The 10,932-nt window shown below is 41.4% G+C and carries 11 protein-coding genes and 1 pseudogene; 1 reads left to right on the forward strand and 11 read right to left on the reverse strand.

All coding sequences use genetic code 11. The features are described from left to right. Positions 1 to 651: 651 nt before the first annotated feature. The 8 genes and pseudogenes from L696_RS32520 to L696_RS31525 all read right to left on the reverse strand — a co-directional run. Positions 652 to 771 (reverse strand): annotated as a pseudogene (locus L696_RS32520) (YunC family protein); the annotation flags it as partial. A gap of 363 nt (positions 772 to 1,134) precedes the next feature. Continuing rightward, positions 1,135 to 2,505, reverse strand: a complete 1,371-nt coding sequence (locus tag L696_RS0117820) for a transcriptional regulator (RefSeq protein ID WP_025684843.1) — start codon at positions 2,503 to 2,505, stop codon at positions 1,135 to 1,137. Positions 2,506 to 2,731: 226 nt separating this feature from the next. Further along, positions 2,732 to 3,277 carry an RNA 2'-phosphotransferase gene (locus L696_RS0117825; protein ID WP_025684844.1) on the reverse strand — a complete coding sequence of 182 codons (546 nt, stop codon included), beginning with the start codon at positions 3,275 to 3,277 and terminating at the stop codon, positions 2,732 to 2,734. A gap of 432 nt (positions 3,278 to 3,709) precedes the next feature. Beyond that, positions 3,710 to 4,384: a VOC family protein gene (locus L696_RS0117830; RefSeq protein ID WP_025684845.1), complete on the reverse strand. Its 675-nt coding sequence runs from the start codon at positions 4,382 to 4,384 to the stop codon at positions 3,710 to 3,712. Between the two features lie 37 nt (positions 4,385 to 4,421). Next, positions 4,422 to 5,528 carry a TolB-like translocation protein gene (locus L696_RS0117835; RefSeq protein WP_025684846.1) on the reverse strand — a complete coding sequence of 369 codons (1,107 nt, stop codon included), beginning with the start codon at positions 5,526 to 5,528 and terminating at the stop codon, positions 4,422 to 4,424. Between the two features lie 200 nt (positions 5,529 to 5,728). Then, positions 5,729 to 7,213: a sensor histidine kinase gene (locus L696_RS0117840; protein ID WP_025684847.1), complete on the reverse strand. Its 1,485-nt coding sequence runs from the start codon at positions 7,211 to 7,213 to the stop codon at positions 5,729 to 5,731. Positions 7,214 to 7,395: 182 nt separating this feature from the next. Further along, entirely contained in the window at positions 7,396 to 7,509 is a 114-nt protein-coding gene (locus L696_RS32055; RefSeq protein ID WP_245233394.1) for a putative holin-like toxin, read from the reverse strand. A gap of 81 nt (positions 7,510 to 7,590) precedes the next feature. Further along, on the reverse strand, positions 7,591 to 8,247 hold the full coding sequence (locus tag L696_RS31525) for a hypothetical protein (protein ID WP_025684848.1): 657 nt from the start codon (positions 8,245 to 8,247) through the stop codon (positions 7,591 to 7,593). 190 nt (positions 8,248 to 8,437) lie between these two features. Here L696_RS31525 and L696_RS0117855 point away from each other — a divergent pair, with 190 nt between their 5' ends. After that, entirely contained in the window at positions 8,438 to 8,671 is a 234-nt protein-coding gene (locus L696_RS0117855; protein ID WP_025684849.1) for a helix-turn-helix domain-containing protein, read from the forward strand. A gap of 274 nt (positions 8,672 to 8,945) precedes the next feature. Here L696_RS0117855 and L696_RS0117860 read toward each other — a convergent pair whose 3' ends face one another. The 3 genes from L696_RS0117860 to L696_RS28800 all read right to left on the reverse strand — a co-directional run. Beyond that, positions 8,946 to 10,121: an MFS transporter gene (locus tag L696_RS0117860; RefSeq protein ID WP_025684850.1), complete on the reverse strand. Its 1,176-nt coding sequence runs from the start codon at positions 10,119 to 10,121 to the stop codon at positions 8,946 to 8,948. A gap of 76 nt (positions 10,122 to 10,197) precedes the next feature. Further along, positions 10,198 to 10,509, reverse strand: coding sequence for an ArsR/SmtB family transcription factor (locus L696_RS0117865; RefSeq protein ID WP_025684851.1), 312 nt, complete (start codon positions 10,507 to 10,509; stop codon positions 10,198 to 10,200). Between the two features lie 155 nt (positions 10,510 to 10,664). After that, positions 10,665 to 10,932 (reverse strand): iron chelate uptake ABC transporter family permease subunit (locus L696_RS28800; RefSeq protein ID WP_155985433.1); only part of this gene is annotated, 268 nt, incomplete at its 5' end.

Genomic DNA, 10,932 nt, shown 5'->3' on the forward strand with positions numbered 1-10,932 from the left:
TTACCCATCCAATAGAGCGAAGAGCCATTTTTCTTTGAACATCTTTATCCATAAAGTATATCTCCTTTAAAATAAAATAATATATTATCGGCTATATTATAATGTCAATTTTCACATGGATTAGAGTATTCGATAGCTACATATTTCCCTTCAGACACTCTCACGTTCGGTCTAAGGCTGTTATTTGTGTCGTTAGGGGTATAATAATCAAGCATTCGAGAAATCGGGCTGTAATGAGGTAATAGCACCTCTAATTAACTCAAAGAACCATTTGACTGTATTTGTAGCTCCTTCAGCAAATCTATCACTGATTTCAGGATGCACAGCACCATACAACAATCCAAAAACAATAAGAGCAAGAATAATAATAGATGGAATTTTCTGTTTATCAAAAGTAATTATGTTTTTCACCCACTTGTTGATTTGTTAAATTCTTCTTTTTATTATAACAGGGAATAGGATGCACAGTCACATGCTTGTCCTCTCCAAGAGGTCACAAATGCGGTCACAAAATTCAGTCATTTATAAGATTTTAATAGAATTAATCAGTACAGATTAGTAAATTGAAAACAGCTATGAAAGCTTGTCCTGCTTGACTTTAAGGCTTAAACAGCGAAAAATTTCACTATCCCAAATTCGGTACATCTTAGACGCGCCGCACATGATGTAACCACGGGAATTGGAGATGGTCAACAGCGTTGTTTTAGGCAGTTTGACCTCAACTCCGATAAATGTATGCTCACCCACCTGTACGGGTTCCATGTGTATCATTGTCCTCACGTGCACCTCCTCTTTGTTCATCCGGGATATTTTATGCAGCATTTGCGCGTGAGTGTGGACACCCGTGGATATGTATTGAATTTTAGTACACTAATTTTGTGGAGAACCATCCCTAACTCCTTACAAACAAAAAGGCTAGACGGGCAATCCCATCCAACCTTCTGTATTGATCATAAGAATTTAATGATCTGCTTCAATAACTGATGCGAATTTAAATCACTTATCCCTATTAGGGATGATTAAATTTCGCCGTGATGTGTCGGTTGATAACTAGACCCTTTATCTGGAAATTGTAAAGGTATAGTCACTACTGCTACTAACATAAAGCTGGCTACTAAAAAGGTTAGAATAATTTTACGTTTCATCTTCATCCACCTCATTAATCAAATTTCTGAAAACCGCCCTTGTCTCAGAAGAAGCATGTTCTTGAAAAAACTCAAACAGTCTCATACATTTAATTATATACGATTTATTATTGATTAATGTAGATTTTTCCAAACAACTTAATAAAAATCTAAAGCCATCCGAAAATCTTCCTTTAGTCAAATAGTAAACTGATAATTCCTTCGAAAAATGTATAAACCGTTCTGTTATGAATCGTTGAGTATAAAAGCTTTCGATGCTTTGTTCCTCCAGATCAGATGAAATATCCACCTCAAATTGCTTTAGAATATCATCTACATCAAAATGATATTGGTTAGCTGCCTCAACTATAATATCAAGTGCGGGAAGAACTTCATCTTTTCTTGATGAAAAATAAGCAATATAATCGGGAAGCACGTTTACTTCACCCGCAAGAAGTCTATTCACATAGGTATTGGCGTTTGCCCACTCCTTAAATTGATTTTTCCATTTTAGGGTCGTTTCATCTTCTTCTTCCACCCAGCTTAAATCGGCATATTTCTGGATATGCTGGAGCCCTGTTTCATAATCTTTCTTAGCATCACAAACCTCAGCACGAATTAAATGTGAAAATGCCCAGTATACAAATGGAGGGTAAAAAGACTTCTTTCTATGTTCGCTCTTTGCATGATGCTGTTGATCGATTTTGTATTGTATTTCTGCTTTATTTCCCAAAGTTGTAGCAAACTTATTGGCCTTATCCCACTTACGCAATGAACGACATGTATTCACTAAATCCCTTAACGCATCTAGCTGATCCGCTTCATCCAAGCGCTCAACGTAAGTTTGAAACTGAACTACCGCATCATAGTTTTCCTCTTGATTATCACCTTGTCTTGCCACAAATAATCGGTACTGGCACATAGCCAGACGTTCTGAATATTGCTTTTTCTCACTTACAGCTACATTTTCATAAAGTATAGCTGCCGCCTCATATAACTCCTCTTTAAAGAGTTCTTCAGCAAGTTCGAATAAGGATTCTGAGTATCCCAGCTTGTCCATCAATAAGTTTACAACTTCATGAATACAGTCCAATTTGTTTAATCTCGCACAATTATGTAAGAAAGGACTCATTCGACGCCAATTCGGGTTAGCTTCCGCTAAATACTCATGCACATATCGTTCATAATAATAGCCCACAGGATGCCCCATTGCTTTTGTGATTCGATCAAGTTGATCGACTGAAAAAGTGCGGTTCCCATTAATGATGCTGCTCATCGTACCAGGATTCATGTCTACTTCTCTGGCTAAGTTGCTTAGAATTAAATCATTGTCTTTCATATGATTGGTTATCTCTGTGAGTATCGTGGCTGTATTAGACAAAATAAACCACCCCTTAAAAGAAACTTGTTAGGAATCAACTTATTAAAAAGAAGGCTATTGCAATCCAATGATAGAACAGACTTACTGCAATACATTGTACCATCTTCTGGAACAATATCATATACCTCTCATATATTTACTTAAGATACCTTTTCGGATTAACTCCTTTTTAAAAGATTGTGCAAATACAAAGTGAATTTGTTCTCCACCTGCTCCACCCCGTACTTTATAACTTTTTCAAAAACTGTGGTGGTACAAAATCAGAAAGCCAAACCTCATTGTTTGCATAATAGAACTTCACATTATTAGCTAGGGCACTTGTCGTGTTAACTTCCAAAATCGCCAATTCTCCACGTCTACTGCCTGCTAATGTTGCAAATTCAAGAGTTTCGGACAAATGGACGTACTCTCTCCCCATTGGTTTAATTCCTTCTGTAAGGATCTTCTCTATAACCCTAGTATTTGTACCATGATAGAGAACAATTGGGGGATGAAATTCCTTATAGTCTAGTCTTCCCGCGCTGTGACCGTAGTTAGCCCGTATGTACCCATTAACAGTTTCGTATCGCTTTTTTGCACAATTCGTTACGACTTGATTGATATCCTCTTCTCTTATATTCGACCACCTATTTTCTGATTTTATTGCTTCAACTAAATCCTGGACATCACAATACCCTTCATGGTCCAACTTAACCCCAAATTGTTCTGGTGTGTGCCTAAGTATTTTGCTCATGAATTTGCTAAGTCCCTCTTCTTGCTTAGGTGACAACATAACTTTCTCCTTTTGAATTAAAATCGAAAACACCTCTTATCAACATCATGATTACAACCTTCCGATTCATAAATCGGTTTCAAAGTGTAACTTCTACAATATCGTCATGAAAATGACCCAAATGTACCACCGCCCTATGAATGAATAAATCTTTTATTATAGGAACAATATACCATATAACGGTACACTTGTTCGATCCTTTATTTAGGGTATTAAATAACAACACTCTACAGATGGGTTTTAGACGATGGATTGAAGAAAATTCACGATCTACTCTTTATGATGCCTGTGTGAGAAATAGCTTCATTTAACAAATCATGTGGTTTCATATTTCTTCCCAAATCAACGGATGCATCGTTAAATGCCTGTACATTTCAGCAATCGTTGCCAAGTAAATTCCTCCTGTCTCATATTAGAGCGAGAAGTTCTAAATCAGATTGATTTCAATTCGTACAAGCCATTTTGAAGCGAAAGACTGGCAGGATATGTACCTTTAATCAAGACTTTGGTGTTGTACTCGCGCGGCATCCTATCGTCCGGGAACCAAGGCCGCTGCTTGTCTATTACAATTAATAATCCTTCCGCGTCCCCTAGTGGCGTGAATTGCGGCCCAGCTCCACCCCATGAATCAAGCTGGAACACTTCTGTGATGGTTTGACAAAATTCTGGAACATTATCTACGGGAAGGCCAATCTCACTTATACGAAGTAGAGCCCTTGGCCCGAAAGCTTCATCTACAGCGTTATCGAGTGAATGGTGAGCGATGAACTCGATAAGGTTATAATCTGGATCATAGAAGTAAAGTGCTGTTGCATTCCAGCTTTCGAAAAGAAACTCATCCTCTTTGGTACTTGAAATCAATGAGATACCCCGGTCGATTACCCATTGTTTTGCTTCAATGAACTTATTGGTTGGAATCGCAAACGCAACGTGATAAAACTCATCCTCCATGTTTGAATCCTCCTGAAAAGCAAGAACCGATTCGCCAGCTCGAAATGACAATCGTGAAGCGTTTTCCTCCAGAACTTCAAGGCCCAAGAGAGAGCCGTAAAAAGCTTTCATGGCATCCAATCGGTGTGTATTTAAGAGCACTTCTGTTATTTTCATCGCGTTCGTCATCCTCCTTAAAATAAATGATTTTGGCTCAAGATAACTTGATTACGTAAGCCGTAGATTGATATCCTATGTCCTTCAAAACCCCTGTTGGAATCAACAGCTTTTTACCGGAAGGGCTCCAGCGTAGCTGGTCGCTTATGTCATTATCGCCCAGAACCGGGGTTTGTTCTCCTGTTTCTGCTTCCGTAATGAAAAAACGGTATTTATCTCCATCCTCAGAAACCGCATAGGCCAGCTTGCTCCCATCCGGCGACCAGCTTGTACCGAACAGTTGCATACCCGAAGCCAATGTGGACAGCTCTTTCCCTTTGGTATCGCAAAGAACCAATACGTTCTCCCCAGGTTTGGTGTGTTTTACAACCGCCAGCTTGCTGCCATCTGGGGAAGGAAGGACCACCCAGACGTTTTTTTTCAGGACTTCGGATTGCTTGGTTTCGATATCATAGGCGATCAATTCCCCCATTGCAACATAGTAGATCATGTTTCCCGACTGAGCCACGCTAGAAACACTTCTCTGTCCAGTCTTGACTGCGACTTCACTTTTTCCGTTCACATCAGCCCTGATAATGTCCCCTTCCATATTGGGAAAAATAACGTGACCTGTATCCTCCCATACGCCTTCCCCGGCCATAAACTCTGCATCGTACATCTTCACGGAAACGCCGGTTTCAAGATTCATGATGTAGCCTATTCCTGTGGATTCATACAATTGCTGATAAAGCATATGCTTCCTGTCAGGAGACAGCTTTGCAAATCCGTAGCTGTTCTCCCCCTCCAGCAGCGGCGTCTCCCCACTGGAAGCAAGATCATATTGATAGAGGTTATGTGGATAACGTTTTTCTCCCTCAATTATCACGGGGGAAAGCTTCCTGTTCTCTTTATCAACCGCAAGCGTGCCTTCACTCACCCAATCCATCCCGCGCACACCCTCGATCTTAGCAATGCCCTCTAGCTTCAACTTGGTGTATACGGATTCAGTGGTGTTATCCATCACGGTAATCTTTTTGCCGGACTTCTCTACGACCTGCCGCGCCTCTGTGTTTCCTGTACTGCACGCAGTCATGGACAGAAGAATTGCCGTAGCGAGCAGAATGAGTCCTGTTTTGCCCAGCTTGCTGTGGATATTTACGTTCATTACATGATTCCCCCTAAAAACGTTGTACAGCATGGACATGATTGAATTCGATTCATACAAAACTCGCTGTGGAGCCTAATCATGAGTTTTGTGTAACCCTGGCTTACTCTAAGCATACTGGAGGAGTATTTCTAAACCACAACTGCTTGTTTCCAAGTTGTAAACTTTTTAGCGTAGCTTTGATACAGAGTGCAGACCTGTTAAGATGTGGCCGGAAAAGATAGCTCAAAAACCGAACCTTCGCCTTCCGACTCCAGCAGCGTAATGCTTCCATTCTGCTTCTCGACCAGATTGCGCACCAGTGACAGTCCCAGTCCCGTGCCGCCCGATTGCCTGGATCGGTCGCGGTTGACCGTGTAGAAGGGCTCGAAAATCCTCTCTCTGGCTTCATTAGGAATGCCTATGCCGGAATCACGGATCGTGATCCTTACCCGGTTGTCTCTAAGTTCGCTGTAGACATGAATCGTTCCTTGAGGAACATTGTATTTGATCGCATTATCCAGCAAATTAATAAAAATATGCATAAAGCTCTCTTTATCAATCCAGATGTGGGCTGGCTTCGCATCGCAGGAAATAGTGATACCGAAGCGTTCCGCCTTGCCGCTCATACGTGAACAAACATCCCGCAGCCCCTCTGCAACCTCCAGCAGCTCCGCCTGTGACTCAAAATCATATTTTTCCAGCGCCGACACCCGTAGCACCTTCTCCACCATTTCATATAGCCGCTGAGTTTCTTTGGCGATGCTGGCTTTGGCTTCCAACAGCAGCTTGGGATCATCGTCGTACATATTCAGCAGGTCCACGTAAGCTTTAATGGAGGTCAGCGGTGTCTTGAATTCATGGCTAATATTGCCGATATATTGCTTCTGCTGCTGCTCCAGCGCCTGGAGCTTGTGGATAGCCAGTTGCAGCTTCCGTTGCTCTTCATCCTTAGCAGCAATACTCTGCTCAATCTCCATGCTCATAAAGTAGATGCCCTCGGCCAGCTCGCCCAGTTCATCCTTTCGCCTAAATGGAGGAGCCTGAATATATTCGGCACGGCGGATATCCTCTGCCGCCTTTTTCAACCGTCCAATAGCTGCGGCTGCCCGGTTAAAATACAAATATCCGATGATGAAGCTGAGCAAAAGCACCGCGATCCCTGTAGTCAGGAACAAATTCTGGAGGGTTCGTAGAAAGCTCTGCGAACTTTTGAGTGAATATTGCAACTGCACTACCCCCATTTGTTCCTCCGGCCCTTGGAGCGGTGCCAGATACAGGAGTGTGTCCCCCACAGCCTCATATGCAATTTTATTTTGCAATGCATAGGCCAATGCAGCATTTACTCCACTCTGCCGGTCCACCGCTGGATGATCTTGAATTGAGGTGTCTTGAATTGAGCTGCCTACCTGGAGTCCCTGCGCATCATACAGCGTGACTCCCAGTCCGGTAAATCCGGCCAACTCTGTAGCCAGCCCCCGGCCTCGCTGCTTCATAAATGTCTGTGGCTCCAGCCGCGTACCTGTATAATAGGTCTGCTTCACTCGCAGATTAACCGTTTTGACGTGCTGGGCCAGATAAACCTCGGTTTGAGTCTGCTGGTTCTTTTCCACCCCTTGAAGAACGAAATAGCTTAGCACGCCTAGAGCAAGAATAAGCAGTACAGCCAGGAACAGACTGAATTTCAGCTTGATACTAATTCTCATGGATAATCACCGCTCATCTTTTCTTTATTTGTCTCCTTTTATCTCACTCAAAAGCCTGGCATTTACATTCAATAGCCTTCTTCAACTGCAAATCCAAGTCATGATACATCCGAATATTCATCGGTTTACCTCCAATAGATCATTTCATTCTCAACATAAATCAATACCCCATCCGTTTTCATCTACTTCTTTTGGTTATGGTTCAATGCAACGACAATTGTGATGACTAATCCGATCAGCGCCACCAGCAATGTACCGAACATTATCATTAATGTCAGTGCATCTTTAACCTCCACAGGCGTCACCTCCTTTGCAGGAGATAAACCGACCGCCCATCTAAGCCAATAGAATGGTTAAAAACATGATAGCACACGATATTAGTAGCCTGAAACCAAGTCTCTGGCTTCATCTTCTGCCTTTTCAATAGCTTCAGCTAAAGTCATTTCAGGCTTTACTTGTTTGTACTGAATGGCTTTACTATATGTACCCCCTGCCTCGCTCCACTCCCAATATGTATGAACATCCACTGACTCCAGAAAATAGACCGATAACGCCTCTACAGGGTTTACAGCATATAAATCCATGAACTTCTGGTTTGAAAGCTGATCGCGCTTAAGAAATTCATTTTTCATATTGTATAATAGATTTAATACATCTTCGTCATTCACATTCACGATGCGATTCACAAATGCATTGCGTCTTTCCACGTTATTCAATATGATTTGGATAGCGTTGCGTATACGCCAAGCCTCCGGGCCAATACTGAGCATATGAATTAAATCGTGAGTAGTCAGGTCAGGGTAAAATGGGGCTAGTTGAATTATTCGTGTCCACACTCCATCGTTCCCATTCTCAAACACTTGAATTGCATCAGTAACATTCACCCCAATGGTCTGCCATTGGCGGTTGAGGGCATCTGTAATGTGATAGTAGTGCAGCCCGGCTTCTTCGTTTTCTTCTGTCTGTTCCCAGACCTGTCCCATACGAACAATGGTTTTGATGGCTTGTTTGTTGGTTTTAGTGTTTTGCATCATGGTATCATCCCCAATTCTATTTTTGGAAAAATGGCAATAGCAAAGCCAAGGGTATGTTGTACATCCCTTTGATAAAATGATAATATGTTACGAACTAATTGCACTTTCATGGTGCAACTTTACATAAACACAATATATCACATGCACTTTCATAGTGCAATATTTTATTCTAAATCATCTGGAGGCCTCTATGGATCAACAAAGCTACATTTTACATTGCAAGTTGGATGAGATTTTAAAACAGCACGATAACATGTCTGTTTTAAAATTATCTGAGGAAATTGGACATCGCAGAACTACAATTATGGAGCTGGTGCACAATAGCAATATGGAAAAAAAGAAAATATCAGCTACCTTAATCACTAAATTGTGTGTTTATTTCGATATCACTCCTAACGATTTATTTGAAATTCGTAAGCTCTAAATAAAACGGAGACCCGTAAAATATAGACTCTGAAAAGAGTTATTTTTACGGGTCCCATGTTTACGTAATTAGTAAATAACTATCATTGAAAGCTCATTCCAATCTCCGAAGACGCTTTATAAAGGAAAGCACTCCCCAGACGAACAACGCCAAAATGCCACCAACGATTAGGAGGGTAATTAAAATATTACTCCATACGAAATGCAATCAATATCACCCCATGCATTATTTTATGGTCATCATGTGGGGTACGCTTCTAATGTCTCTCCATATTTTAACTCACTTTTACTTCCTCTGTATTCGATTTGAACATTTTTACTTTTATGATGATTGTTAAAAAAGCCAGAAGTGTAAACATTATTCCGCTCCAGATAAGCTGATGTATCCCTAAGTGAGAGATAAACCAACCGCCAATTGAAGCCCCCAAAGTAATGCCAAGATTAGAAAATGAGACAAACAAGCTATTTCCAAATTCGGGAGCTTCCTTCGTCTCCGTCGTTAACCATGCTTGGCTAATAATAAGCCCTCCGGAATGCACCGCTCCCCAAATAAGTACAACCACAACCATCGGAAGGAAAGAAGCCCCCAGACTATAAGTGAATAAGTAAATGGCCACATACAGCAGAGGATACATTATGACGGTCTTTATAAGATTTTTATGTAATAACCCTCCAAATAAAAAATTCCCAAAAATCATGATGATCCCAAAGACCATCAACATGATACTAATCCATGACCCATTCATATGGGTTACCTGACCAAGATATTCAGCAAAGTAGCTGTACACAGAAAACATAGCTGCAAAGATAAAAATAACGGTCACGATATTGAACCATAATTGAGGTTTACGTAGTATACCGAGCTGTTTTCCATAAGACATTTTCTCTTTAAACGGCATAGAAGGAAGCCAAATGAGGATTCCTGTAAAGGCAATCATGCTGACAACAGCCCCAAACAAGAAAGCGGCTTCTAACGATATTTTTTCTGCGAGATAAGAAGTTAAAGGCACGCCAAAAGCAAATCCGACCGTTATTCCGGCGAAAACCTTGGTGACTGCTTTACTGCTTTTTTCCGGCGGGACAAGTTTGGCTGCGACCACTAGGGCAACCGAAAAAAAGACAGGATGGAAAATAGCAGGGAGAATGCGGAAAATAAGCATCACATCGAACTCGGTTGTAAAAGCATAAACCATATTTGAAATCACAAAACTGAGCACAGCCGTTAGCAGAATGACTTTACGATTTATACCGGAAACGAGTAAGGTCAGGAATGGACCTGAAATAGCAACGACTAAAGAAAATACACTTACAAGCCAGCCAGCCTGTGAAGTCGATATATTAAATTTTTGAGTGACCTGGGGTAAAACACCTATAATCCCCATTTCCGTTGTAATAATGCCGAATACGCCTAAAGCCAGAATAATAATAAGCAAAGAGTTAACCTGTTTCATTTTAAATGTAAGCCCCCATTATATTTATATATACAGATTTATAGATGTGTTTTACGAAAAAAAACCTCCTTTCTGTCTATAGTTCCTTTTGGATGTACTCGGCAAATTCCTGTATTGTCTTTTCGTTCCGACGATAGTACGTCCACTTCCCAATTCGCTCAGACTCCAACAAACCAGCTTTTTGCATCGTTAATAAATAACTTGAGATAACAGACTGTGCAAGTCCTGCTTTAGCCTGAATATCCCCCACGCATACTCCGATTCGAAAATTAAGACCTTGGTTCAGATAAGCCTGTTCATCAAAAAATTCCTCTGGATTTTTTAACCACAGCATAATTAGACGACGTGTCTCATTAGACAAAGCTTTATAAATCAATAACGGTTCCATACAGAATATTATATCTACTTTATTAGATTTGTAAATATAAAATCCAGATAGCTTTGCAGAAGAAATGAATTAAAACCGCAACTGTCTATATAAAAAGAGGCTGTTTCCCCCACGGAAAATCCGCTCGGAAACAGCCTTTTTGCGTACCACCTCAACTACACTGACTTACTACGATTGGAGCGATACATCAAGTACAGGAAATACGGCGCACCGATCAGAGCGATCAGCAGCCCGGAAGGAATCTCCGTCGGCGCAAGCACCGTCCGTCCAATCGTATCTGCCAGCACCAGCATCACCGCTCCCAGGATGCTTGACAAAATAATGGAACGGCGTACATGGTGCCCGATCAACGTACGCACGATATGCGGAGCAATCAGCCCGATGAAGCCAATCGTACCCACGCAGGCTACCGCTCCTCCCGCC

Source organism: Paenibacillus maysiensis, from assembly GCF_000520815.1.
In the GTDB taxonomy this organism is placed as follows: domain Bacteria; phylum Bacillota; class Bacilli; order Paenibacillales; family Paenibacillaceae; genus Paenibacillus; species Paenibacillus maysiensis.

What these genes read in the sequence shown, in the direction of transcription:
- L696_RS0117825 (WP_025684844.1), bottom strand. Translation starts at nt 3,277, where the DNA reads ATGTTGTCACCTAAGCAAGAAGAGGGACTTAGCAAATTCATGAGCAAA.
- L696_RS0117830 (WP_025684845.1), bottom strand. Translation starts at nt 4,384, where the DNA reads ATGAAAATAACAGAAGTGCTCTTAAATACACACCGATTGGATGCCATG.
- L696_RS0117835 (WP_025684846.1), bottom strand. Translation starts at nt 5,528, where the DNA reads ATGAACGTAAATATCCACAGCAAGCTGGGCAAAACAGGACTCATTCTG.
- L696_RS0117840 (WP_025684847.1), bottom strand. Translation starts at nt 7,213, where the DNA reads ATGAGAATTAGTATCAAGCTGAAATTCAGTCTGTTCCTGGCTGTACTG.
- L696_RS31525 (WP_025684848.1), bottom strand. Translation starts at nt 8,247, where the DNA reads ATGATGCAAAACACTAAAACCAACAAACAAGCCATCAAAACCATTGTT.
- L696_RS0117855 (WP_025684849.1), top strand. Translation starts at nt 8,438, where the DNA reads ATGGATCAACAAAGCTACATTTTACATTGCAAGTTGGATGAGATTTTA.
- L696_RS0117860 (WP_025684850.1), bottom strand. Translation starts at nt 10,121, where the DNA reads ATGAAACAGGTTAACTCTTTGCTTATTATTATTCTGGCTTTAGGCGTA.
- L696_RS0117865 (WP_025684851.1), bottom strand. Translation starts at nt 10,509, where the DNA reads ATGGAACCGTTATTGATTTATAAAGCTTTGTCTAATGAGACACGTCGT.